Here is a 24,050-nt window from a genome sequence, read left to right as displayed (position 1 = left end):
ACGCCGGGCCGCCGCCATACCATTGTCATAGTCGTATACATTGATCCTCCACGGCTTCCGCCGTCGCGCCCGGCCTTTTACAGTCAGACGCCGGACGGGCCGTCATCGTGTCAGTTTGCGGAATTTGAGTCGATGCGGCGTCTCGGCATCCTTGCCCAGGCGCTTTTTGCGGTCTTCCTCATACTCCGTGAAATTGCCTTCAAAAAAAGCCACGCTGGAATCGCCTTCAAAGGCCATGATGTGGGTCGCCACACGGTCCAGAAACCAGCGGTCATGGCTGATAACCAGCACGCAGCCCGCGAAGTTGTCCAGGGCGTCTTCCAGGGCGCGCATGGTGTTCACGTCGATATCGTTGGTGGGTTCGTCCAGAAGCAGCACATTGGCCCCGGACTTGAGCATGCGGGCCAGATGCAGGCGGTTGCGTTCGCCGCCGGAGAGCATGTCCACCTTTTTCTGTTGATCAGCGCCGTGAAAATTGAAGCGTGTGCAATAGGCCCGCGCGTTGATTTCGCGCCCGCCGAGCCGGATGGTTTCCTGCCCGTCGCTGATCAGCTCATAGACGGTCTTGCCGGGCGTGAGCGATTCACGCCCCTGGTCCACATAGGCGAACTCCACGGTTTCGCCCACGCTCAGGCTGCCGGAATCCGGCTTTTCCTGGCCCACCAGCATCTTGAACAAGGTGGTCTTGCCCGCGCCGTTGGGGCCGATGATGCCCACAATGGCGCCCGCCGGAATCAGGGCCTCGGCTTTGTCCATGAGCAGCCGGTCGCCCATGCTCTTGCTCACGTCCTTGAGCTCAATGACGCTCTTGCCCAGGCGCGGTCCCGGCGGAATGTAGATTTCCAGATCAGGGGCGCGCTTTTCGCTCTCATGCGAAAGCATGGCCTCGTAGGCGTTGATTCTGGCCTTGCCCTTGGCGTGACGGCCCTTGGGCGACATGCGGATCCACTCCAACTCGCGGGACAGGGTTTTCTGGCGCTCGGCCTCGGCCTTTTCCTCACCGGCCAGACGTTTCTGCTTCTGCTCCAGCCAGGAGGAATAATTGCCCTTCCAGGGGATGCCCCGGCCCCGGTCCAGTTCCAGAATCCAGCCCGCCACGTTGTCCAGAAAATAGCGGTCGTGGGTCACGGCGATGACCGTGCCCGGGAAGGTGGACAAATAGCGCTCCAGCCAGGCCACGGACTCGGCGTCCAGGTGGTTGGTGGGTTCGTCCAGGAGCAGAATGTCGGGATTCTGGAGCAGCAGGCGGCAAAGGGCCACGCGGCGGCGTTCGCCGCCGGAAATCTGCTCCACCGGCATGTCGCCCGGCGGGCAGCGCAGGGCGTCCATGGCCATTTCCAGGCGGGATTCCAGATCCCAGACGCCCTTGGCGTCCATCTGCTCCTGCACTTCGGCCTGCCTGGCGATGAGGGCGTCCATCTCCTCCGGCTCCATGGGCTCGGCGAATTTGGCGTTGATTTCCTCAAACTCCCTGGCGATGGCCGCAAGGTCGCTGACGCCCTCCTCCACCACTTCGCGCACAGTGCGCGTTTCACCGGCCAGGGGCTCCTGCTCCAGATAACCGATGGTATAGCCGGGGGCCAGCACGGTTTTGCCGTCAAAGGCCTGGTCCACACCGGCCAGAATTTTCAACAGGCTGGACTTGCCCGCGCCGTTGAGGCCCAGCACGCCGATCTTGGCCCCGTAAAAATAGGAAAGCGAAATGTCTTTCAGCACTTCCTTCTGGCCGTGGCGCTTGGACACGCGGATCATGGAATAAATAATCTTGTCCGGTTCGTTGCTCATAGGCTCCTCAGAGTCTGGGACCACGGCGCGCGGGCGGGAATAGCTTACGGCGCGTCCGTCTGGCCCGGATGTAAAGAATCATGATAGCCGGGACCAGAACGATTTTCAAGGCAGTCGCTCGTGTCCCAGGATCAATCCGTTCTCCTGTATGCCACGGGGCGTAATGCCCGCTCCGGCTGCCCCGCGCAATCTCCACAGCTTCGGCGATATTCTCCGCGCCCTGGCCGCGCAATAGCGCTATCGTCGCATTGCGGACCGCCGCCAGACCCTGCGCTTACCCCCGGTATCGCGCTGAACGCTGTGTCCCGGATGTAATGAAGACGGTTAGTTCCCAATGTTCCCGGACAGGAGACAACAGCCGGGCGTGGGCAATCTCGCGGGAGGACTGGCTGGTTATGCCGCAGCATTGTTCCCCACGCTCATCTTTTCCCGCCTCTATGCGCCGGATGCGAAATATCTGCCTGATCCCGGGTCAGGCAGGATACCCGGAAGCACACTTGCCGTCTCTATGATTCTACTTTCAAGGCAGCCGTGACTCTTTTCGAGTATTTCATGCCTCCGTATCGGAGTTGTGCGGGTTCGAGCCTGCCTCTTCCATAAAAAAAATGCCCCTGGTCAGACCACGGGCCTTTCAATACCAAAAATAAAAAATTTGCTTTAATCGTTCTGAGAATCAGCAATGATCCGTTCAGATTTATTTCGTTCATCATACATTTTCAAAAAGTCATCAATTGGAATAGCCCTTGAGAACAGATAGCCCTGACCATACAAACACTGATGTTCAATCAGAAGATTTTTTTGTTCCTCGGACTCTATTCCCTCCGCCAGGATTTTTGCCTGATCCATAAGGCGACATATATTGAGCAAGCGTTCCATGGCTCTGTGGTTGGAAAATTTTGTTATCTGCCTGAGCAGAGTTTTGTCGAGCTTTATCTCGCTGAAATCTATGCCTGCCGCAAGGGACAACGAGGAATATTCGGAACCGAAGTTGCTCAGAGAAATGGAAAAACCTTCCCCGCGCAAACGTAAAATAAGCTCTTCGAGTTGTTTTTCTCCTATTTTTCTAATATGTTCCGTCACTTCTAAACACAGTAGCGAAGGCGCTGTGTCATATGTTATGCACAGCGTTTTGATGTTTTCCACAAAATTTTCTTCGCCCAGCGTCATATGAGAAAGATTCACCGAAATCGGAAGAAAACAGTTTTTTCGTTTAAATTTGGCCAGATAGGCGCAGGCCGTTTCCAACACAAACAAGTCCAGATGCCTGACTATGCCGTGCTTTTCGTAGAAACGAATGAGCCGCGAGGGGAAAATAAAATTCCCGGCGGCGTCTTTGCGCCGCACAAGAGCTTCCGCTCCTATCAGTTTCCCGTCCAGCAGCGAAATCTGTGGTTGCAGGTGCACGACAAAGCAGCCGGATCTGATATCCTTTTGCAGCGACAGCGCCTTGTCCGCGCTATATCTTTGCCCATTGCCCTGCCGGTACAGACGATAACGCTCCTTGTCCTGATACATCAGCTCCTCGGCCTCCGCGAGCTGCCTGGCAATATCCCGGCCATCCCCGCTCCACGCGCTGCCGACAGCCAGGCTGGCCCCTTGCTCCTCTTCTCTCTGTCTGCATAGCTCCCTAATTTTTTCTTCAAAGACCTGACGCGCCATCCCACGGCACAGGACCACAAACTCATCGCCGCCTATGCGGAAGACGTCGGAAGAGAACAATCCTTGCAATATCTCGGCGGCCCTTTTGATGAGCCTGTCGCCGAATTCATGGCTGTAAGTATCGTTAACTGCCTTCAGCCCGTTGATGTCCGCAAAGATGATCCCCACGGAAGAAGGCTCGTTTTTCAATGCCTCCAGGACGGCCATATACTTATTGCGATTATGGAGGCCGGTCAGCTTGTCGATATAGCTCATGTCCTCCAGGCTGCTCAGCAGCCGACGTTTTTCCAGATGGTCCTGCACAAAGAAAGGAAGAGAGAGCAGCAGGCGGGTGTCCTCCAGATTGGCAGCAGGATTATCCACCCCCAGAAAGCCGATGATCTTTTTCTCCGCGCGCAGAGGAACAGCCATCAAGCTGTGGACGCCCTGCTGCTCCACGTCATGGCACTCCATAAAATTCCATTCGTGTCCACCCTTGAGCGGATTGATGACAATGATCCCGTCCGTCTCAAGGCGCTTGATCCAAGGGGTCGCGTAATGCAGTGGAACGCTTTGCAGTTTGTCGATTTCGCCGGGCGCGCCCGCTCTACACCACTCGTAGGTATTGTCCATGGTCTGCTTGGATTCATTGAATTCAAAAAGATAGACTCGCTGAGCATTATAATATGTCCCCACGATGGAGAACAGGCTGTCCATGGCATGCCGGATATTTTTTTCTCCAGCCAAGGTGTAAATGCAATGCACCAAGGTTTTTTCCAGAGACAGGCGTGACTTGAGCTTCATCTCCTCGCGCTTGCGGTCGGTTATGTCGAAGCAGAACTCCAATCGCAATTTTTTGTCTTTATGTTCGATCAAGGTGTCGCGGATAAAAAAATGGCGGGCAAGTTTCGGATTGTAGAATTCCCATGTATGAAAACGCCCCGGCGACAGCAGCGCATTGGTACAGAATTCGCAAACGGAATCCTTGCCTTGAAGGATTCTGTAGCATTTGTCCTGAGGGAACCCATCAGGCAGGCCGAGAAGCCTCTGCCCTTTCCGGTTGACATAGAGAAGGTCGTAGGTGACAGGATCCGCAATATAGCAGATGCAGTCGCTGACATCCATCACCAGGGCTGAATACTCTTCATACGTCATGATTGCCTGCTTCATTTTGGGCAGCCTGGTTTGCGAAAGCGCTCCCGACGCTTCATGCCCGTCGCACGCCATCAATCTCCCCGCCGAAAACCCGCGCCTTTCGGGAGAAAGACGATACCACGTAATACAGCGTGGCCCGCCTTTGAGCGGGCGCGCAATACCCCAGCCCGCACGCCTCGGATTCATCGGCTGCGCGCGGCCGTTCCCGCAACATCCGGATTCAGCCCGGCGATGTGCACCGCCGGGCTGAATCCCTCTTACTTGAACCAACCGGGCGCGAACACCTCGCGCGGATCCTCGCGGTCCTCCGGAGGCTTTTGCCCCAGCGGCCCGGTGTTTACGGACATCTGCGGCAGCAGATTGCCGGTGAGCGCACATAGTCTGTATGCGCCCACCAGGATATTGCCGCGCGCGGTTTCCGCCTGAGTGGATGAGTTGTACAGCTCGTTTTCCGTGTCCAGCACGTCCAGCAGGCTGCGCCTGCCTATCTGGAACTGCTCCAGATAGGCGGTGCGGGTGTATTTATTGTATTCGATGGCCTTGGAGTAATGCTTGTACTGCTCCTGGGCGGCCTGATAGTTGGTCCAGGTGCTCTCGATATCCAGCTTGAGATCATCGGCGTAGTTGTACATTACCTGACGCGACTGGCGGATGCGCGCCGAAGCGGCCTTCCGTTCGGCCAGGTCGGCCCCGCTGTTAAAGATGTTCCAGCGCACGGTGCCCAGCACGTCGAAGCTGTAGATCCAGCGGTCGCTGCTGCCGCCCCGGTCTGTATAGTCCGGCCCGGCCTCCAGGTTGAAGGTGGGGTAAAAGGCGGAATCCGCCAGTTCCCGCTCGGCCCTGGCGGCCCGGATGTCCTGCATGTAGGCCGCCAGCTTGGGATTGTTCTTCTCGGCCAGCTCAAAAACCGGTTCAGGGCCCTTGAAGATTTCAGGCGGCATGGTCACTGGGGTCAGTTTGCCGATGGCCGGCATGCCGGTCAGCCGGGTGTAGGTCTCCTCGGCCACCAACAGGGAAGCCCTGGCTTCGGAAAGGCTCGACAGGGCGCGTTGAAGGCGCGACTGCGCCTGACTCACATCGGCCGCCGTATCCGCGCCCATATTGGCGCGGTCCTGGGCCTGCCCCAGAATGGCCTTGTGCTGGGCCACGTTTTTCTCGGACAACTCGTAGATGGTGCGGCGGCGCAGCAGGTCAATATGGGCAATGATGCCGTCCAGGGAAAGAGAGGTGGCGGTGTCGAACACCCGCGACTTGACCGAATCGAGAGTGGATTGCGCGCTGCGCACGCGCGAACGGGTGGCGAAGCCGTCCCAGATGGGCTGTACCAGCTTGGCGCTGACACCGGCCAGGCCCCACATCTGCTCGTCCAGATTCTGGCCTCTGGTGGTGGAATCGCTCAAAATACTGCCGCCGGCCCGGCCGGTGACGTCCACGCGCGGACCGAAACCGGCTTTGGCCCGGTCCACCTCATGCTCCAGCACCTGGCGATTTTCCAGCATGCCGCGCAAACTGCGGTGCGTGCGCAGAACGCCGTACACCGTGTCCTCAACGGTTATGGGCTGGCCGGGCGGAGGCGGCGGCGGGTAGGCGGCTTCCGCCGCCGGGACCGCAATGGGGAACAGCAAAATCAGAACGGAAAGAAAAAGGAAGAGTCGCTTCACGATTCGCTCCTATATGGAAAAACCGTTTGGTGGCTTTCCCGCTGATGGCATGCCGACCCCCATGGCCCACATTGCCGCCGGAACAGACGGGGTCCGTCAGTTCCGCGTCGCAACGGCATGCCGTTCATCAACATTTCAGTAAGGCGCTTTGCTGAAAAATTACAATAACTGATGCCGTTCTCTCAAAAGATCAGCTTCCGTTCCCATAACAAGTGCAGGCCAATTCACTGATCAACCGCCGGGCCGGCCTGTAAGAAAGGCCCCGATGTATGGTGAAGCAGTTGGAGACGCCTCAGAAGGCGCTGCATAAATTTTTATTTTTCCACTGCCGATATGCTGTTATCAGGCGCGTGACATGGCGCGGCAGAATATCCTGCCGACGAAAAGCCAGCGCTGTCTTGCGGGCGTTGGCCCGCAGGACAGCGAGGATCTCGGGCCTTTCCAGCAGATCGGAAATGCAGCGATATCGCTCTTCCGGGTCGCTTGGCGGGCAGATAAACATATTTTCGCCGTGCCTCAGAAGTCCGGCGGTTCCGTCCTGGTGAGGAGTCAGCAGCAACGTTTCGCAACTCATGATTTCAAGCAGTTCACCCTCACGAACGTCCGCCGTCTCAAGACGAACATGAACAGTGGACGCGCACAACAGATCCCGATACTCCCGCAGGGGCAGGAAGCCCATGACATGCAGACGGGATGCCTCTTTTCCGCACAGACGCGACGCCACGGTCTCAAGCTGCGCACGGGTCTCCGCGCCGCAACAGCTCAGAACGACATGACATTGCGGGCGGTGGACCAGCAGCGCCATAACCAGGGACCACAGCGCCGTATCTTGCGCGGATTTCCTGCTTGTCACACTGAAAGACACCAGCTCCGGCATGGCGGAAAGATTCACGCCTTCGTGATAAAACGGTCCGGCGCGCGTTGCGGAAAAAAAATCCGTATCCACAGAAACGGGAACGACTTCAATGGCATTCCGCATAAAACTTGGAAAATACTTTTTCTGACCTTCGCAGAAGACAAAAAAAGCCTGGCTTTGCGTCAGACTGGCGCTTTGCATGAAATGGTGCAGCAGCATTTTGTCCGAATAGCGGTCCACCGCGCTGCTGGAGGAAAAAGAGTCGTCCAGGTAGGTGACAAGAAACGCTTCCGGAAAGACCCGTCTGAAAAAAAGCGCATGTCCCTTGGCGGATGAAGACAGGACCATATCCGGCGTGAAGTCCGTCTCCCGCAGTTTCCGAAGAGATGAAAATGTCAGTTTTCCCACCTTCAGAGCCCGGCCCCACCCCTGCTCGAACGCATCACTGCCATTGTCCTGTCCGCGTTCGCGGGTATTTTTCAGCAATACCCGGCGCACCCCCGGCAGGGAAAAACCCTGGCGGCAGTAACTGGAGGCAAACAGAACCTCGTTTTCAGGGTTCGCGGCAAAACAGGCGGCAAGCGTCCCGTACCTGCCCGGAAAGGTATCATTGAGAAAGAGGATGCGCATAGTGTCCCCAAAAATCAGATGATCCGCCGGGGCGGCCGACAACGGCCGCCCCGACCCTTTCCCGGCAATCAGCCGTTGTCGCTCTCCATGACCTTCGTGGCGACCAGAATGGTCGCATCGACACTGCCGCCGCTGCCGGAATGCTCATAGGCCGCATAGCCGTCGGGAGCGGTAACAGTAGCAGAGCGGTTCCAGCCACTGTCAGCATCCAGGCCCGTGACCTTTCCATCCTCGACGGCAATGCCGAGCTTGTCGCCCAGATCCCGCATGCTTTGCAGATCCATCTCTGTATCAATGATGACCTCGATGTTCTCCACACGCGGCACATTACCACGCTCACTGCCGAGTAATGGCGCCGTGGCCCCATTCCCCACCAGGAAGTCGATGCCCTCGCCGCCGTCCACGAGGTAGTCATTGGAGTCGTACACCAGGATGTCGCTGCCGGAACCGCCGTAGAGCTTGTCCTCTCCGGACCCGCCGTCCAGGTAGTCATCGCCGCCGCCCCCGAAAAGGTAGTCGTCGCCGGAACCACCGAACAACTGGTCGTTGCCGCCCATGCCGAAGAGGATGTCGTCGCCCTCCCCGCCGTACAACTGATCATTGCCGTCGGCAGGCGATTCAAACTCTTCCACCTTCTTGGCAAGCCCCTCGAGAGAGGGGGCGTCCAACCCACGGATTTTACTCATGATGCCCGCCGGGTCGTCAGAAGACATTTCCAGATAGGTAGCCAGGTCGTCGAGCAGGTTCGCATTGTTAAGAGTGTCCCCGTCGCCGAAGAGCAAATCGTCGCCCGTACCGCCGTGGAGGATGTCGTGGCCCGCGCCGCCATGAATGACATCATTGCCTTCCTGACCGAAGATGACGTCGTTGTGCGCGCTGCCGGTGATGGCGTCGTCACCGCCTGCGCGGCCCGTCAGATCATCCAGCCTGACACTTGCCTCCGTCCCATCCAGGTTCCAGACATTGCCGTCCAGGTCCACCAGGTAGAAGTTGCCGTCGGCACCCACTCTGGTTTCATACCCCAGCTCCGTATGGTGCTGGAGAATATATTCCTTGGTCTTGTCCTGCGACCAGTCCTCATAGGCGGTGTTCGCGAGTGCATCAGCCTCAGCATTCTTTTCCAGCCAGTCAAACACTGCGGAACCGGAACCGTAAGCGGGCAGGGTGCTCGCAAGATCAGACTCTCCAAGAGTGGTATGCAACCCACGCAGCAGCTCGTCGGTATTCATCACGTCGCCGTAGATGATGCCGGAGGAGGCGGAACGTTCCGCCGTAATGGTATCGGAACCCGCGTCGGACAGCGCCGGAGGCGTGAAGCCGCTTTCAAAGGCGGCTTCCAAGCCGTTGGCGTCCGTCACCTGCGTGGCGTTGCCGCCGGGTACAGCAGGGGTAGGCTGCCACTCTTTGGACGTCAGCCTCCCCCACTGCCTCTCGCTGTAATAGAGAGAGCCGTCAGCGGCCTGATTGCCGTGCACACCATCCACCTCGGTACTGGTATTATCCAGCATGGCCAGCGTCTTCATGGCCTTGTCATCAAGATCCTTGCCAAAGCCGATGGCGTTGACCTGCATGTTGGCGGCGGAACCAAGAAGCTCCTGATAGCCGTCCCAGGCCCCCTTCACATCGTCCAGCGTGGCGTAATTGCCGCCACCATAAGAACTGGTGCCGTGGTATGTCGGCACGCCGTCAGACAGGAAATAGGTGATATTCCCCGTGGCATTGGAAGTGCCCTCCAAACCGTTGAACCAATCGGCGGCATTGGAGAACCCGGCCTCGTAGTTGGTGCCGCCATTTGCATTGAGATTGCCCAGGCTAGTCTCGAAGGCTTTCGAGAAGTCAGCATAGTTGTCGTATACTTCTTCTCCGAATGTATAACGTTCACCCTGCGCAGTCTTGGTGATGGACACCTTGATGACTGAACCGGCCTCGCTCGCGAACGGCACTACCGCCAAATTTACGGTCCCGACAAAGTCGCCCTCATGGATACTGTTCTTGATGAAGTTCTCAATGCTTTGCGTCGCCACACCCAGCCGTGTTTCATGTCCGGAAACAGCCCCATCCATACTACCGGACGTATCCAGCACAAAGCAGACGTTATAGTTGGATCCAACCTGTTGTCCTTCGGTCACACCGCCCGTATCCCCGGCAACGAGGGTTCCGGCCACGCCGTCGCCACCCGCGATGTTGATAACATCATCGCTGTTGCTTATGGAGTCGCCACCCTCTGTCGTCGTCTGTTCCACCACTTCCAGCGGAACCTTAGCGGAAGTACTGGCAATGTCGCCGTCGCTGTCCCGGGTTTCGAACTTCAGTTCGAATATGTTGGACGTGTCGGCACCATCCGTTTTCACCTGGAACTGCTCGTACTGCTCCATGGTCCAGTTGCCGTCCTTGTCCAGCGTGGCGGAGAAGAGGACATCGCCCTCCTTGTCGCCGTCCAGCGTGGCCGTGAGGATGGAATCGCCCGTGGAGCCTGTCGTCACATCAAGCGTGGCCGTGTATTCCTTGCCGTCGATGACGACCGTGTAGCTTTCGTTGGTCGCATGGTCGAAAACGGCGTTTTCGTAACCGTCGGCGAACCCGTCCGCCCCGCTTTCGCCCCTCACCGTGCCCGTGGTCACAATGAGCGGGTTGTCCGGCTTGGTGATGAAGTCAATGCCCTGAATGACGAAATCACTGTCTTCATTAGGAAAGTTGGAGGTTTTGTTGTCTACGGAGGAAATCACTACCTTGTCGAAACCTTGGGCTACCACATCCGAGGTCTCCAGCGTGAATTCACCCGTTGCACTGTTTCCCTCCACCAGCACGCTCGCTACGAGCTCCCCACCACGATAGAAGTTGACCAGAGCCTTTTCGGATACATGATCCCACTGCGTCTGCCCCTGAGCCCCCGGTTCCCCGCTATAAAACGCGCCGAAGTTGATGGTCATGCCATAGGCCAGCTTGCCGCCCAAATCAATGACAACCCCTTCGCTGGGAGTGCCATCAGAGGAAACACCTATTTCCCATTCATGGTAGTCCCCCTTGACGGTAAGGCCATAGTCGTTTTCCTGGCCATTGCCCTTGTAGGAGCTATACCCCAAAGTATAATTGCTATTACCGTCAATATCGTTAATTGTCGGCTTGCCGTCAGGATCGTAAATCACTTTGCCCTGAGCGTCGGTTTCGTAGCTTACCTTGGCGGCGCTGATATTCACCTGACCGTCCCACCAACTTGTCTGTACGGGCTGGGAAGGATCACCTTCCGTAAATGAGATGTTCTGGTCGACATCTTGGAGATTTTTGCCGGAATCACCGGGAGTGAGCGAGGTGGAGACGTCGGCGGCGGAGATCGTCGGCACGTCATCCACCACGTCCACATTGACGGTCACGTCGTAGGTGTTGCCCTGCGCGTCCTTGATGGTCACCGTGAAGCTGTCGGCGTTATCGGCCGTGTTCGCACCCTGCCCAGCCTCGTGCGTGATGGCGCTGGTGAGCGTGTACTGGACTTCGCCGTTCTTGACTTCGGTCGCGCCCAGATTGCCAGCGGCCTTGATGCCCACCACGGTATAGCCGTCCGGGGCCGTCCAAGTCACCGTCTCCGAGGTGTCCGCCGTGTCCCCGAGGCCCTTTTCGTCGACCGTCACCTCGCCCGTGAACTCGGGCGCATCGGGCTTGGTGATGTCCACCCTCACCGTGGTTGCCGCCGTGTCGCCGTCCGCATCCGTCACCGTGAACTTCAGGTCCTGAGAACCGTCCACGTTGGCCTCGGCCCTGAATGTGTAGTCCCCCGTGGACGGATCGAATACCAGCGTCCCATTCTCCAGGCTGAAGCTCAGCTTGCCGTCATCACTGGTCTGGCCGTCCTTCCCATTCACGGTCAGCGACTTGCCCGCGCCATCGTCCGCGCCGTAGTCGATCTCCACCCTGCCCGTCACTTCAAAGCCGGAGGCCACATCCTTTGATCCGGCGTCGGCGGAGATCGTCGGCACGTCATCCACCACGTCCACATTGACGGTCACGTCGTAGGTGTTGCCCTGCGCGTCCTTGATGGTCACCGTGAAGCTGTCGGCGTTATCGGCCGTGTTCGCACCCTGCACAGTTTCGTGCGTGATGGCGCTGGTGAGCGTGTACTGGACTTCGCCGTTCACGATTTCGGTCGTGCCCAGCTTGCCATTGCTCTCGATACCCACCACGGTGTAGCCGTCCGGGGCCTTCCAGGTCACCGTCTCCGAGGTGTCCGCCGTGTCCCCGAGGCCCTTTTCGTCGACCGTCACCTCGCCCGTGAACTCGGGCGCATCGGGCTTGGTGATATCCACCGTCACCGTGGTTCCTGCCGTGTCGCCGTCCGCGTCCGTTATCAACACGTTCAGCTTGAAGTCCGTGATGTTCTGATCGGGCTTGGCCTCGAAGCTGTAACTACCGTTGGGCGCTAAATACAGGGTGCCTTGCTCCAGAGTAAAGACGAGCGTACCAACTTCCACGCTTTCGCCCTGGCCTAAGACAGGTTTCACGCCGTTGACCGTAATGTGGTCGAAGTTCCCGTTGCCATCGGGTTGGTAGTTCGCGCTGTCGGCTCCAAAGTCCACGTCGAACTTGCCGCTAATGATATTGCCGGATTTGACCTCGCCCAAATCCGCCTTGTCCGCGCTGATCGTCGGCACATCGTCCACGACATCCACGTTGACTTTCACGGGGTAGGTGTTGCCCTGCGCGTCCTTGATGGTCACCGTGAAGCTGTCGGCGTTATCGGCCGTGTTCGCACCCTGCACAGTTTCGTGCGTGATGGCGCTGGTGAGCGTGTACTGGACTTCGCCGTTCACGATTTCGGTCGTGCCCAGCTTGCCATTGCTCTCGATACCCACCACGGTGTAGCCGTCCGGGGCCGTCCAAGTCACCGTCTCCGAGGTGTCCGCCGTGTCCCCGAGGCCCTTTTCGTCGACCGTCACCTCGCCCGTGAACTCGGGCGCATCGGGCTTGGTGATGTCCACCGTCACCGTGGTTCCTGCCGTGTCGCCGTCCGCATCCGTAATCACCACGTTCAGCTGGAAGTCCGTAATGTCCTGATTGGGTTTGGCCTCGAAGGAGTAGTCACCAAGCGCCGTCACGTACAAGGTACCCTGGGGCAACTCGAAGGCGAGCGCACCCGCCTTTTCGCTCCAAACAGGTTTTACGCCATTGATCGTAATGTGGTTGAAGGTGCCGTCAGCTCCGGGCTGGGCCATGTCGTCGGCTCCAAAGTCCACGTCGAACTTACCGTAAACGATGCCACCGGAAGCGACTGCACCCAAATCCGCCACAGTCGCACTGATCGTCGGCACATCATCGGTAATCACCACCGTAATGGTGGCGGAGCCCACATCGCCGTCAGTATCAGTCACAACGACGGAAAGATCGTGAGAGATGTCGTCAGCGCCGGGTTCCGTATGCTCCTGGGTGCTCCGCTCCAAGGTATAGGCGTATTCAAGCCGTCCGCTGGCGGGGTCAAAGCCGGTGACGTCAAGACGGCCCTCATCGGTAGGGACCGGCGCTCCGGTCAGAACGCCGTTTTGAAACACGGCTACTCCGCCGATAATGATGCCGGCCACGCCGTCAGGCGCGTCAATGATCATCGCTCCATTAGCGATGGCTGTCGTGTTCTCAGCGATGGCTGGCGTGTCCGCTTTTTCCAGCAGCGCGCCTTCCTGAACGCGGAGGATATCACTCCCGGCAACGACGTCGGAATCAACGGGCCGTATCGTCACGCCGTGATCCACGACATCGCCGGCTGCGCCGTCGCCGCTGAGGGCGTCGGGCACAGGCACGGCCGATTCGTCAAGGGTCGTCACGGCCGCGCCGTCAAAGCCGGTATCCAGGCCGTCCAGATGGTTGATGCCGTCCATCAGGCTGCTGTCGCCGAATTCATTGTAACGGGCGGCGCGCGTGGCCGCTCCGGCCGCCGGACCGGCGGCCGGCATCAGGTCCGGGCCGAAGGCGTTGAAAAAGTCCGCCCCGGCCACCAGGGTGCCGTCAATCACGAATTCCGGCATGGCTTCCTGGGAATACTGGGTGTAGAAATTGGTCAGCTCAATACTTGAGCCGTCATCAAAGGTAAGCAGCAAATTGTCGCCGGCGCGGCTCAATGTGGCGGCATTGGCGGGGAAGTCGAATACAAAGCGGGTATCGGGCGCGCTGGGAACGACCCGCGCGGCATTGGCTGCGGGCTTGCTGAGAAGGATATCGGCCATGATAAGCTCCTGAAATAAAGAACTTAAAATTCAAAGACTTGCCCATCAAAATTGACGGAACACCAAAAAACCCCGTCCCGACGTGAGGTCAGGCGGGGCCATTGTGTCTTCGGCCGATGGTCGGGCGCCGGGCGGCGCTATCACTAAGAGAGAGAGAGAGAGAGAGAGAGAGAGAGAGAGAGAGAGAGAGAAGGCATAAAAAAAACCCTCCAAAATCAGTAGGTTGCGCACATTTTGCTTTCGCAAAATCTATCTGCCGCGCAAGTCCCCATATCTGGAAGGAACTCTACGAGCCCTCTATCTATTACGACTCGTGTTTGTTGAATATCCATTAATGACAATCATGTCAACCGCGCAATCAAGGCCGATCCGTTCTTCCATGTGACGCGAGGGCATAAGGCCGGCTCCGACTGCTCCGCGTATCTTTCCACAGCTCAGGGATATTCTCCACGCCACGCCCGCGCTTGCCATCATTCGCGCTCTCTGCCAGTATGCGGAACACGTTTTTTTGCGCGTCCCCCCTTTCCCCAGCAGCCGGAGGGCTCTTTTGCCGCGCCTCGCACACAGGTTCAGCGCCCTTGTCACCCGTTTCATGGGCGCCATCATCATCGCCTGCTCGGCCCTGGCCCTCTGGAGGCCCGGACTGTTCGCCTGGGTGGCCCCACATGTGGCCCCGCTGCTGGGGGTGATCATGTTCGGCATGGGCATGACCTTGCGCTGGGAAGATTTCAGCCATGTTTTTCTACGGCCGCGCGACATTGTTCTGGGTCTCGCGGCCCAGTTCGGCTGCATGCCTCTGCTGGCCTTTCTGCTCTGCCGCCTCTTCCGCTTGCCGCCGGATCTGGCCATGGGCGTCATTCTGGTGGGCACCGCGCCGGGCGGCACGGCCTCCAATGTGCTGACCTTCATCGCCCGCGGCGACGTGCCCTATTCCGTGGCGCTCACCGCCGTGGCCACCTTCCTGTCTCTGGGCCTCATGCCGCTGCTGACCTGGCTGCTGGGCGGCGTCTGGGTGCCGGTGGACGTGTGGGGGCTGTTTCTTTCCATCGTCAATATCGTTTTGCTGCCGGTGCTGCTGGGCCTGACCGCCCACCGTTTTTGCCGCCCCCTGACGCAAAAGGCTCTGCCCTTCCTGCCCCTGCTCTCGTCCCTGGTCATCACCCTGGTGGTGGCCGGGATCATCGCCGTCAACGCGGAGCGCATCCTGCACGCCGAAGCCTCCGTGTTTCTGGTGGTTATTGTTCATAATCTGCTGGGCCTGGCCCTGGGCTACATCCTGGCCCGCGCCTGGAACCTGGGCGAAAGCCGCGGCCGGGCCCTCTGCCTGGAAGTGGGCACGCAGAATTCAGGTCTGGCCACGGCGCTGGCCCTGACGCATTTTTCACCGGCCTCGGCCATTGCCGGAGCCCTGTTCAGCGTCTGGCAGAACATTTCCGGGGCGCTGCTTTCCAACTATTTTCACACCCGCCCGCTCGGCGCGGCAACAACAAAGGAGCAGGCATGAACAGCCGCTTCCTCCCCATTCTGGGCGGCACCATGATTGTGGCCGGTACGGCCATCGGCGCGGGCATGCTGGCCCTGCCCATGATTTCGGCGGGCATGTGGTTTTACTGGTCCGTGGGCCTGCTGCTGGTCTCCTGGTTCTGCATGTTCCGCTCCAGCCAGGCCATTCTGGAAGTCAATCTGCATTTTGAACCCGGAGACAGCTTCCACACCCTGGTGCGTGAGCTGCTGGGCCCGTTCTGGAGCACGCTCAACGGCCTGGCCGTGGCTTTTGTGCTCTACACCCTGGTATACGCCTACGTCAGCGGCGGCGGTTCCGTGGTCCAGCAGAGCCTCGCGCCCATACTGGGCAGCACGCCGCCCCGCCTGCTCTCCAGCCTGCTCTTCGCCCTGTTGCTCACAGTCTGCGTCTGGTGGAGTTCCAAGATGGTGGACCGCCTTTCCGTGCTGCTCATGGGCGGCATGGCCCTGTCCTTTCTGCTCTCCATCAGCGGCATGATCGGCCATATCCGCCTGGACACCCTGCTGGACGCCAAGGGCGGCGGCGGCCGGGCCATCTTCATCTGGGGAGCTGTGTCCACCTATCTGACCTCGTTCTGTTTCCACGCCTCTGTGCCGAGCCTGGTCAAATACCTGGGCAAGGAACCCCGCACCATCAACGCCTGCCTGCGTTACGGCACGCTCATCGCCCTGGTCTGCTATCTTTCCTGGATCGTGGCGGCGGACGGCAACATCCCCCGCGAGCACTTCAAGGCCGTCATCGCCGCCGGGGGCAATGTGGGCGATCTGGTGGCCGCCGCCGGGAACAATCTGAACAGCGTCGTCCTGCGCCTGCTGGAAGCCTTTTCCCTGTTGGCCGTGGCCACGTCCTTCCTGGGCGCGGGCCTGGGCCTTTTTGACTACATGGCGGATCTGTGCAATTTTGACGACAGCCGCCTGGGACGCACCAAAACCCTGTTGATCACCTTTGCGCCGCCCATGCTCTGCGGCCTGATCTGGCCGGACGGCTTTTTGCCGGCCATCGGCTGGGCCGGGCTGGCGGCCTCCATCTGGTCCGTTATCGTGCCCGCCCTGCTCCTGAGGGCCGGGAGACGACGGTTCGCCGCGCACGGCTATGCCGCGCCGGGCGGCGCGCTGCTTGTGCCTCTGCTGTTGTTGTACGGCATTCTTGTGGCCGTCTGTCATACGCTTTTTGTCTTCAAACTCTTACCCATGTATCAGTAAAGGAGAAGGTCATGAAAAAGGAAGTCGTCAGCACCGATAAAGCGCCCGCCGCCGTTGGCCCTTACAGCCAGGCCATTCGCGCGGGGGACATGCTTTTCCTTTCCGGCCAGGTGCCTCTTGATCCGGCCACGGGCAAGCTGGCGGAAGGCGGCATTGAGGAACAGGCCGCGCGGGCCTGCAAAAATCTGGCCGCCGTCCTGGAATCCCAGGGCCTCAGCCTGGACAATGTGGTCAAAACCACGGTCTTCCTCACCGACATCAGCAAATTCCCGCTGGTCAACGAAGTCTACAAGCAACACTTCAAGGCTCCCTGCCCGGCCCGTTCCTGCGTGGAAGTCAGCGCCCTGCCTCTGGGCGTGCAGGTGGAAATTGAAGCCATCGCCGTGGCGTAAATTCCGCCCAGCCGACTGACCTCAAACCCGGTTTTCCAGCGGGCGGAAGAGCCGTTGCGCTTTTCCGCCCGCTTCGTGCCAGCGCGGCTTCGCGTTGAAATCGGATACATTTACGCCGACGCGGCCCTCACCTCTTCCCTCATGCCCGCTTCTTTCCCATGCTGCATATCCTCGCCACCAGCCTCTCGCTTTACGTCATTGTCCGCCTGATTCTGCCGCTGCGCCTGCCGCTCTGGCTCAAGCTCGTTCTCAGCCTGCTGGTGGTGCTTGTCGCGCTGAAGCTCTACTTTTTCCGCATGGCCTTCGGCACCATGATGCCGGAGCTGCCGCGCTGGCTGACGGCCGCCACGGGCGTGCTGCACGGCTCGCTGATCCTGCTGATCATCCTCTGCGCATTGCGCGACGCCCTGCTGCTGGCCCTGTGGCTGGCGCGCAAAGCTCTGCCGCATGTGCCGACGCTGCCGTTTTCCAACGGTGAGTGGGCCTCGGGTCTGCTGGCGCTTTCCCTGCTTCTGAGCGCCGTGGCCGTCTGGCAGGCATTGCGCGTGCCGGACGTGCGCAAGCTCAGCCTGACCCTGCCCCGGCTGCCGCAAGCCCTGAACGGCCTGCGTATCGTCCAGCTTTCGGATCCGCACATCAGTTCCGGATTTCCACGGGACTGGGTCCAAGCCGTGGTGGACAAAACCAACGCGCTCAAGCCGGATCTGATCGTGATCACCGGCGATCTGGCCGACGGCCCGCCCGCCTGGCGAAGCGGTGATCTCGCGCCGCTGGCGGACTTGCGCGCGCCGCTGGGCGTGTTTTCCTGCACGGGTAATCATGAATATTACTGGGGCTACCAAGGCTGGATGGCGAAAAGCCGCGAGCAGGGCATCAGGCCTCTGGAGAATGCCCATGTGGTTCTGGAAACTCGGGGCCAAAAGCTGGTGCTGGCGGGCGTCACCGACCAGGCCGCCCCGGCCTTCGGCCTCCCCGGCCCGGACATGCGGCGGGCCCTGGAAGGCGCGCCCCGAAACGCCGCGCGCATCATGCTGGCCCACCGGCCCCGCCTGGTGGAGCAGAGCGCTCAGGAAAACGTGGATCTTCAGCTTTCCGGCCATACCCACGGCGGGCAGTTATTCGGGGTCAACCAAATTGTCGGCTGGTTCAACGACGGCTTTCTCGCGGGAACCTATCATGCGGGACGCACTTTGCTGTATGTGAGCCCCGGCAGCGGCCTGTGGACGGGCTTTCCCCTGCGCCTGTTCGTGCCCTCGGAAATCACGGAAATCACGCTGCGCAGCGGGAAAAACGGATAATCTCCCTGAAAGCATACGGGAACCGGCGTACATCCCCCTTGCCATTTTCCGGTCTTTGCAAAATAGTGAGTTATGTTCGCTTCCGGCTGAAAACGGGAAAAGGTCACGCAGATGGAAAAAGAATGGTCTGAAAGCCGGGCGGGGCGTTTTGCCCTGAGCCTGCAAATGCGCCTGCTGCAACAATGCCTGGCGGCGTGGCCGAGGCGGGGCAAAAGCCTTTTGGAAGTCAACTGCGGCGAAGGCCTGTTCCTGTCCCTGCTCTGGGAATGCGGATTTGACGTGACCGGCACGGAGCCGACGCCCGCCCTGCGGGCGCGGGCCGCGGCCACCGCCCCCGCCGGAACCGAAGTGGAAGCGGCTGCGGATGACCATCTTCCCTTTGAGGACAATGCCTTTGACTGGGTCGTTCTGCATGTGACGGCCGCCGACGGCGACGGCCTCGCGGCCAGCGCGCGCGAGGCCTTGCGGGTGGCGGCGCGGGGCCTTACCGTCACCTTCTGGAATGCCGCGTCCCTGCCCTGGCTCTGCCGACGCCTGAGCGGCCACAAAACAGTCTGGCCCGAACCGGCCTACTGCTGGTGGCGAATCTGGCGGCTGCTCAAGGCGTTCAAGGCCGGTCGCCTGACCGGCCTGAGCACTCTGGCCGGTCCGATCCGCACCTGGAACAGACAATGCGCCGCCGCGCCCTGCAATGCCTGGCTGCGCGGCCTGCCCGTGGGCGCCTGGGGCGCCATCCGTCTGGATCTGGTGCCGCTCAAACCGGTGACGCCGCTGCCCCTGCGTCTGGGGCGAGGACGTCTGCGCCGCCCCGAGCCGGTACTGGAATGCGGTCAGAAAAATTTAGTGAGATGTCACGCCTCACCTCTCGGTTCGGCGTGAAGATCGCACAGCAAAAACTATGTTTTTTGCTGTGCTTACGCCGCCTGCGGCGGCGCGCAATCCCTTGCGGGTTTGCGGCATGTGTCGCTGACGCGACACTGATCTCTCCCCTCAAAAAACGCGGGAAAAGCGCATGAAACTGCCCCTGCTCTCGACCCTGGCCGCGCTGGCGCGCGAACACGTCCTGGCCCTGACCGTGGCCCTGCTGGTAGCGGCCCTGGCGGCGGGCGGCTTTTACGGCTGGCGCTATTACCAGTATCGCCAGAGCAGCGAGTACGCCTTTGTCCGTCTGCAAGGGGCCCTCTCGCCGCCCAAGCCGGAAGAACTGGCTCTGCGCGTGGACTTCAACACCCTCTCCGGACATTTGGCCACAGCCGTGGCGCGGAACTTTGCCTTTTTCAAACAGGGGCCGGACCAGATCCGCAGCCTGAAAGACATTATCCAGACCGGCCTGCTCAAAAAATTTCTGAGCAAGGAGGAACCAGCCAAGGGCCACGTGGAGAAAGAGGAAAACCCCGAAAAGCTGCTCCAACAGCCGTTGACCTTGCTGCCGCCCGATTTTCTGACCCAGTTCATCGCCAATCTCGGCATGCGCCCTGCTGAAAACGGCACGGTTCTGCTTTCTTCCAGCATCCGCCATCCCCTGCTGAACCAGACCTTTCCCCTGGTCTTGAGCATGGAAAAAGGCCCGGACGGCTGGATCGTCCGCGATCTGGTCAACGCCGACGAGTTGACCAGGCAGTTCCGCGACGCGCTGCAGGCGCGCCTGACCGCCCGCCACGATGTGCTGATCCGTAAAAATGCCGCCACCAACAAACGCATGGACGGCATCCTGCCCCTGCAATCCTGCACGGCCAGCGCGGGCCTGCTTTCAGACGGCAAAACCCTGGTCCTGGTGGCGCATGTGCTGGCCCGCAATACGGGCGACGTTTCAGTGAACAATCTGGATCTGGACGCCACCTTCAGCGGCCCGGACGGCACGAAGCTGTTGCGCCGCTTTCTCAACGCGGCCCGGCCCGTCGCGCCGGGCGAGGATTTCGACCAACGCTGGAGCATTGAGCTGGACGGACAGAGTCCGCAGGGCCGGAGTCTGCTGGCCGCCGGGCCGTTGACCTGCACGGCGTCCTGGCGCACACTGGGGCTGAGCAATGCCGAAGTGCTGCATATCGTCGATGTGCCCGACATCCTGAAGGCCTGCAACAAGCCGGGGCACCATCACTTCCTGGGCTTCTGTCTTTCTCCCATCTTTCAGAACTGATTCCATCCAACCAGAGTGGATTAACGTTGAGATTGTACAATCTCAACGTGTTGGAGACGCCCGCATCGGCATGCAACAGCGCAAATAAATTGCGCTGACGCCTGTCTCCGCTGTCGCCATCCGGTCGCGCTTTCCACTTCCGGATAAAAAAGTTCAAAACGCTTGCCTGGAAGTGGAATAGGGGAATATTTCAGCAGCTTACCCGGCAAAGTGAAAAAATATGACTTTTCTCTCCAGGGCATCTGTGCCATAGTTCACCGGATCAGAGCCTAAAAGTATTCGCCGGCGCAAGACCGGCCTCATTTACGCAAGGAGCCGCACATGCAGGGCCGCAGCCGTTCCATCCATCTTTCCGTGCATATTCACAAAGACCCCGCCGCCATGGCCGAGCGAGCCGCCCACATTCTGGCGGCGGCCTGCGAAGAGGCCGTGGCCGAGCGCGGCGTGTTCAAGATCGCCCTTTCCGGCGGCCAGACCCCCATCCCTCTCTTCCGCCTGCTGGTCGCCAGCGACTGGGCCGACCGCCTGCCTTGGGACAAAATGACCTTTTTCTGGGTGGACGAGCGTTGCGTGGGCCCGGAACATCCCGAAAGTAATTACGGTCTGGCCCGGCGCGAACTGCTCGGCCAGGTGCCGGCCACGCACTTTTTCCGCATGCGCGGCGAAGCGGACCCGGTGGAGGCCGCCGTCAAGTATGAACAGCAGATCCGCCATGACTTCAATCTCGGTCCGCAGGAACTGCCGCGTTTTGACTTCATGCTTCTGGGCATGGGCGAGGACGGGCACACCGGCTCCATCTTCCCCAATTCTCCGGCCCTGGCTGAAAAGAAGCGCCTGGTCATCGATCAGTACGTGCCCGAGCGCAAGGCCGACCGCCTGACCCTGACCCTGCCGGTCATCAACAATGCCCGTTGCTGCATGTTTCTGGTTACCGGCGCGGAAAAGCACGACGTGCTCTCCCGCGCCCTCAACCTGCTGGCCGAACCCACCCTGCCCGCCCAGATGGTGCGGCCCGGCATCGGCGATCTGATCTGGGTGGTGGACGAAGCTGCGGCCACCGGCAAATAGGGCAGTTGACGCATTTCATGCGGGAACGGTTCTGGACGCTGCCCCTCAGGGGCGTATTCCCTCTTTCATCATTGCGCCGCCGGTTGTTGCATCGGCGGCGTTCATTTTCTCAAGGCCCCGCAGAATGCGCGCCTTGCAGATCAGTTCCGGGCGGTATTCAAAATGCATGAGGTCATACTCGTGCCATTTGCCGCCCCAGATGAAACCCTCCGCTTCAAAAGCGGCCACAATGGCCGAAGGGTAGCTCTGCTGCATGGGATGCGGCCGCAGGCGGCTCCAGCGCCAGTAAGGCGCGCGCCGGGCGCTCAGATCCAGAGCCACCCCGTAGGCATGCGGGCTCAGACGCTGTTCCCCGGCCACGCGCCGCCACAGAAAGCCGCCGTCCGTCTTGAGCAGGGCACGCAGTTCCGGTTGTTCGCGCACGGACTCGGCCAGACGCGGCTCCACCTTTTGCAGGGCTCGCGCCGCGGTTGCCGCCAGACGGACAGGCTGCCCCAGCACATGCGCCGTGCGCAGCCCCTTGCCCACCTGTCGGGCGTCTGAGCCATATAAAGCCGCCAGCAGAGCATAGGAGCGCCGCCGTCCCGGCGCCACGCCTTCCGGCGTGGCCGGGCGTTCCGGTTCCAGCGGGTAGAGATCGGCCATGCTGGCGCGCACGTCCACATCCCATGGGTCCGCCGGAAATTCCCGGCCCTCGCCCTCACCCCGCGCCCGGCTGTACAGCACGCGGCGGCCGTCGGCCAGCACCAGCCATTGCCCGCCGTCGCCGTCAGGCTCCAGGGCGCGCACAACCGGGTAGGCCAGGCGCAGACAATAGAGATTGACCGCATCCTCGGCGGATGCCTCCTGAACCGGCGGCCCGCCCCAGGCGGCGCGCGGCGCGCAGCAGAACAGACAGCAACAAAAAAGGAAGAAACAGCGCATGCGCCAGCCTGACCCGGCCCGCCCGCGCTTGTCAAGGCGGGCGCTTTTGCGTACATCAGCGGCCATGCATGCCTGGAAATTTTTCATTGCGACCTTCGGCTGCAAGGTCAATCAGTACGAAAGCCAATCCCTGCGCGAAGCCTGGCAAAAGCTGGGCGGCGAGGAGTGCGACGTGCCGGGCGAGGCCGATGTGCTCTGCGTCAACAGTTGCGCCATCACCGCCAAAGGCGAACGCGACGCGCGCAATGCGGTCTTCCGCCTGCGGCGCGAAGCCCCGGCGGCCCGCCTGATCCTTACCGGCTGCGCGGCCCGCCTGTTCACGAAGTTCCGCCCCCGGCCCGGCGCGGCCTGGGCCGAACCGGACCTGCTGGTGCCGCAAGAGGACAAGAGCCGCCTGCTGCGCGGCCCCTGGCCGGAGGGGAACGCGCCCGGCCTTCCGGCGGCGGAGAGCATCCGGGCTGAAGCGCCGGCAAATTTCCCTCCCTTCCGGATCAGCAGTTTCCGGCGCGCCCGGCCCGTCCTCAAAGTGCAGGACGGTTGCGCGCACCGCTGCACCTACTGCATCGTGCCGCTCACACGCGGCAGGCCGCGCAGCCGCGCCCCGCAAGAGGTTCTGGATGAAGCCCGCCGCCTGCTGCGCGCCGGGCACGCCGAACTCATGCTTTCCGGCGTCAATCTGCGCCAGTACGGCCGCGACGTGCCGGATTACGGGGGTTTCTGGGATCTGCTGCGCTTTCTGGACGGACATCTGGCCCCGGAATTCGCGGGCCGGGCCCGCTTGCGGATCAGCTCCCTGGAACCTTCGCAGTTGGACCGGCGCGGCCTGGAAACCCTGACGGCCTGCCGCATGCTCTGCCCGCATCTGCACATCTCGCTCCAGCACGCCAGTCCGGCGGTGCTCAAGCGCATGGGGCGCGGCCACTACACAGCGGGCATGCTGGAAGAAGGCGTGGCCGCCCTGGCGGCCCACTGGCCGCGCATGGGTCTGGGCGCGGACATTCTGGTGGGCTTTCCCGGCGAAACAGACGAGGATTTGAGACTGTTGCTGGAGCTGGTCCAGCGCCTGCCCCTGAGCTACGCTCACGTCTTCCCCTACTCACGGAGGCCTGGCACGGCGGCGGAGGCCTTTGCCGGGCATTTGCCCCAGGCCCTCAAACTCCGACGCGCGGCCGAGGTGCGCGCGGCCGTGGCGCGTCGCCACCAGGACTTTCTGCGCGACCAGCTCGCCCTGCCGCGCATGTTGGTGGCCGCCGACATTCTGAAACACGCCCCGGCGGGAGCGGATGCCGGAATGCCGGAAACCGGCGGCCCCAGCGGCCTGTGCAAGGGCGTCAACGAGTTTTACGCCCCCTGCTTTTTCCGGGCTCCGGCAAACGGAACGGTCAGTCCCGAGGTCCTCTCCGGCCTGCTGGCCGCGCGGCCCGTGCGGGCCACGGAAAAAGGCCTGCTGGTGGAACTGATGTCTGATTTTTCACATTAGGGGCGGCATAGCCGCCATAAGTCAGAGAAATTTGAGAGCATACCTAATTCGAAATTTTTATAATCAGACACTAGAAGCAGAACAGTCATGAAA

14 protein-coding genes are annotated in these 24,050 nt (G+C 60.6%); 8 read left to right on the top strand and 6 right to left on the bottom strand.

Annotation, left to right across the window (positions count from 1 at the left end; translation table 11 throughout):
- Window positions 1-102: 102 nt before the first annotated feature.
- From ettA to HMPREF0326_RS17400, 5 genes are all read right to left on the bottom strand, one after another.
- Window positions 103-1,785 (bottom strand): energy-dependent translational throttle protein EttA, encoded by a 1,683-nt coding sequence (ettA, locus tag HMPREF0326_RS08300; RefSeq protein ID WP_008684655.1) that lies wholly within the window; start codon window positions 1,783-1,785, stop codon window positions 103-105.
- 657 nt (window positions 1,786-2,442) lie between these two features.
- A complete protein-coding gene (locus HMPREF0326_RS08295; RefSeq protein WP_020990431.1) occupies window positions 2,443-4,578 on the bottom strand; it encodes a sensor domain-containing diguanylate cyclase in 2,136 nt (711 codons plus the stop codon).
- Window positions 4,579-4,835: 257 nt separating this feature from the next.
- Window positions 4,836-6,239 (bottom strand): TolC family outer membrane protein, encoded by a 1,404-nt coding sequence (locus tag HMPREF0326_RS08290; protein ID WP_008684658.1) that lies wholly within the window; start codon window positions 6,237-6,239, stop codon window positions 4,836-4,838.
- Window positions 6,240-6,531: 292 nt separating this feature from the next.
- Complete coding sequence (locus tag HMPREF0326_RS08285; protein WP_008684659.1) at window positions 6,532-7,725, bottom strand: glycosyltransferase; 1,194 nt, start codon at window positions 7,723-7,725, stop codon at window positions 6,532-6,534.
- A 68-nt stretch (window positions 7,726-7,793) separates the two neighbouring features.
- A complete protein-coding gene (locus tag HMPREF0326_RS17400) occupies window positions 7,794-13,931 on the bottom strand; it encodes a VWA domain-containing protein (protein WP_020990430.1) in 6,138 nt (2,045 codons plus the stop codon).
- Window positions 13,932-14,478: 547 nt separating this feature from the next.
- Between HMPREF0326_RS17400 and HMPREF0326_RS08275 the strand changes: the two genes are divergently transcribed.
- From HMPREF0326_RS08275 to pgl, 7 genes are all read left to right on the top strand, one after another.
- Window positions 14,479-15,435 carry a bile acid:sodium symporter family protein gene (locus HMPREF0326_RS08275; protein ID WP_009301811.1) on the top strand — a complete coding sequence of 319 codons (957 nt, stop codon included), beginning with the start codon at window positions 14,479-14,481 and terminating at the stop codon, window positions 15,433-15,435.
- On the top strand, window positions 15,432-16,658 hold the full coding sequence (locus tag HMPREF0326_RS08270; RefSeq protein ID WP_008684664.1) for an aromatic amino acid transporter: 1,227 nt from the start codon (window positions 15,432-15,434) through the stop codon (window positions 16,656-16,658). The genes HMPREF0326_RS08275 and HMPREF0326_RS08270 overlap by 4 nt, the downstream gene beginning before the upstream one ends.
- 11 nt (window positions 16,659-16,669) lie before the next feature.
- Window positions 16,670-17,050 carry a RidA family protein gene (locus HMPREF0326_RS08265; RefSeq protein WP_008684666.1) on the top strand — a complete coding sequence of 127 codons (381 nt, stop codon included), beginning with the start codon at window positions 16,670-16,672 and terminating at the stop codon, window positions 17,048-17,050.
- A gap of 158 nt (window positions 17,051-17,208) precedes the next feature.
- Window positions 17,209-18,348 carry a metallophosphoesterase gene (locus HMPREF0326_RS08260; RefSeq protein ID WP_020990429.1) on the top strand — a complete coding sequence of 380 codons (1,140 nt, stop codon included), beginning with the start codon at window positions 17,209-17,211 and terminating at the stop codon, window positions 18,346-18,348.
- 111 nt (window positions 18,349-18,459) lie between these two features.
- Complete coding sequence (locus HMPREF0326_RS08255; RefSeq protein ID WP_020990428.1) at window positions 18,460-19,227, top strand: class I SAM-dependent methyltransferase; 768 nt, start codon at window positions 18,460-18,462, stop codon at window positions 19,225-19,227.
- Window positions 19,228-19,360: 133 nt separating this feature from the next.
- Complete coding sequence (locus HMPREF0326_RS08250) at window positions 19,361-20,485, top strand: hypothetical protein (RefSeq protein ID WP_008684673.1); 1,125 nt, start codon at window positions 19,361-19,363, stop codon at window positions 20,483-20,485.
- A gap of 321 nt (window positions 20,486-20,806) precedes the next feature.
- Window positions 20,807-21,553: a 6-phosphogluconolactonase gene (gene pgl, locus HMPREF0326_RS08245; RefSeq protein WP_008684675.1), complete on the top strand. Its 747-nt coding sequence runs from the start codon at window positions 20,807-20,809 to the stop codon at window positions 21,551-21,553.
- Window positions 21,554-21,598: 45 nt separating this feature from the next.
- On the opposite strand, the gene HMPREF0326_RS08240 is transcribed toward pgl, so the two are convergent.
- A complete protein-coding gene (locus tag HMPREF0326_RS08240) occupies window positions 21,599-22,477 on the bottom strand; it encodes a M15 family metallopeptidase (RefSeq protein WP_008684678.1) in 879 nt (292 codons plus the stop codon).
- Window positions 22,478-22,541: 64 nt separating this feature from the next.
- Between HMPREF0326_RS08240 and HMPREF0326_RS08235 the strand changes: the two genes are divergently transcribed.
- Window positions 22,542-23,957, top strand: a complete 1,416-nt coding sequence (locus HMPREF0326_RS08235) for a MiaB/RimO family radical SAM methylthiotransferase (protein WP_020990427.1) — start codon at window positions 22,542-22,544, stop codon at window positions 23,955-23,957.
- Window positions 23,958-24,050: the final 93 nt, after the last annotated feature.

Source organism: Desulfovibrio sp. 3_1_syn3, from assembly GCF_000145315.2.
GTDB classification, from domain to species: Bacteria; Desulfobacterota; Desulfovibrionia; order Desulfovibrionales; family Desulfovibrionaceae; genus Desulfovibrio; species Desulfovibrio fairfieldensis.
This window is presented reverse-complemented; position numbering and strand designations above follow the sequence as displayed.

Bases quoted from the DNA above. Each gene is read 5' to 3' on its own strand.
- HMPREF0326_RS08285 (WP_008684659.1), bottom strand. From the start codon at position 7,725: ATGCGCATCCTCTTTCTCAATGATACCTTTCCGGGCAGGTACGGGACG.
- ettA (WP_008684655.1), bottom strand. From the start codon at position 1,785: ATGAGCAACGAACCGGACAAGATTATTTATTCCATGATCCGCGTGTCC.
- HMPREF0326_RS08235 (WP_020990427.1), top strand. From the start codon at position 22,542: ATGCATGCCTGGAAATTTTTCATTGCGACCTTCGGCTGCAAGGTCAAT.
- HMPREF0326_RS08295 (WP_020990431.1), bottom strand. From the start codon at position 4,578: ATGACGTATGAAGAGTATTCAGCCCTGGTGATGGATGTCAGCGACTGC.
- HMPREF0326_RS08270 (WP_008684664.1), top strand. From the start codon at position 15,432: ATGAACAGCCGCTTCCTCCCCATTCTGGGCGGCACCATGATTGTGGCC.
- HMPREF0326_RS08265 (WP_008684666.1), top strand. From the start codon at position 16,670: ATGAAAAAGGAAGTCGTCAGCACCGATAAAGCGCCCGCCGCCGTTGGC.
- HMPREF0326_RS17400 (WP_020990430.1), bottom strand. From the start codon at position 13,931: ATGGCCGATATCCTTCTCAGCAAGCCCGCAGCCAATGCCGCGCGGGTC.
- HMPREF0326_RS08255 (WP_020990428.1), top strand. From the start codon at position 18,460: ATGGAAAAAGAATGGTCTGAAAGCCGGGCGGGGCGTTTTGCCCTGAGC.
- HMPREF0326_RS08250 (WP_008684673.1), top strand. From the start codon at position 19,361: ATGAAACTGCCCCTGCTCTCGACCCTGGCCGCGCTGGCGCGCGAACAC.
- HMPREF0326_RS08240 (WP_008684678.1), bottom strand. From the start codon at position 22,477: ATGCGCTGTTTCTTCCTTTTTTGTTGCTGTCTGTTCTGCTGCGCGCCG.
- HMPREF0326_RS08260 (WP_020990429.1), top strand. From the start codon at position 17,209: ATGCTGCATATCCTCGCCACCAGCCTCTCGCTTTACGTCATTGTCCGC.
- pgl (WP_008684675.1), top strand. From the start codon at position 20,807: ATGCAGGGCCGCAGCCGTTCCATCCATCTTTCCGTGCATATTCACAAA.